The 444-nt window shown below is 61.7% G+C and carries 1 pseudogene; it reads right to left on the bottom strand.

Annotated features, from left to right (window positions below):
- Positions 1-444: pseudogene (gene msrA / locus AC1DKR_RS21205) on the bottom strand (peptide-methionine (S)-S-oxide reductase MsrA); the annotation flags it as partial.

Raw genomic sequence — 444 nt, 5'->3', positions numbered from 1 at the left:
GGTCAGTTCAGCCTGGAACACTTCCTTGCTGGCCTTGGCCGCTGCCAATTGGCTTGGGTTGGTGGCGTAGATCACCGAGCGGTACTGGGTGCCGATGTCGTTGCCCTGGCGCATGCCCTGAGTCGGGTTGTGCAGTTCCCAGAACATCGCCAGCAATTGTTCGTAGCTGACCTTTTCCGGCTCGTAGACCACGAGCACGACTTCGCTGTGGCCGGACAGGCCCGAGCAGACTACTTCTTAGGTCGGGTTCGGGGTGAAGCCACCGGCGTAACCCACGGCTGTGCTGTACACACCTTCGCGCTGCCAGAAGCGCCGCTCTGCGCCCCAGAAGCAACCCAGGCCGAAGATCGCGAAGTCCACATTGCCCGGAAACGGACCCAGCAGCGGATGGCCGTTGACGAAGTGTTCGTCCGGTACTTTTATCGGGGTTTCGCGGCCAGGCAG

The organism is Stenotrophomonas sp. 01N47 (genome assembly GCF_056399165.1).
The sequence above is the reverse complement of the archived record's forward strand: the minus strand, read 5'-3'. Positions and strand labels throughout refer to the sequence as shown.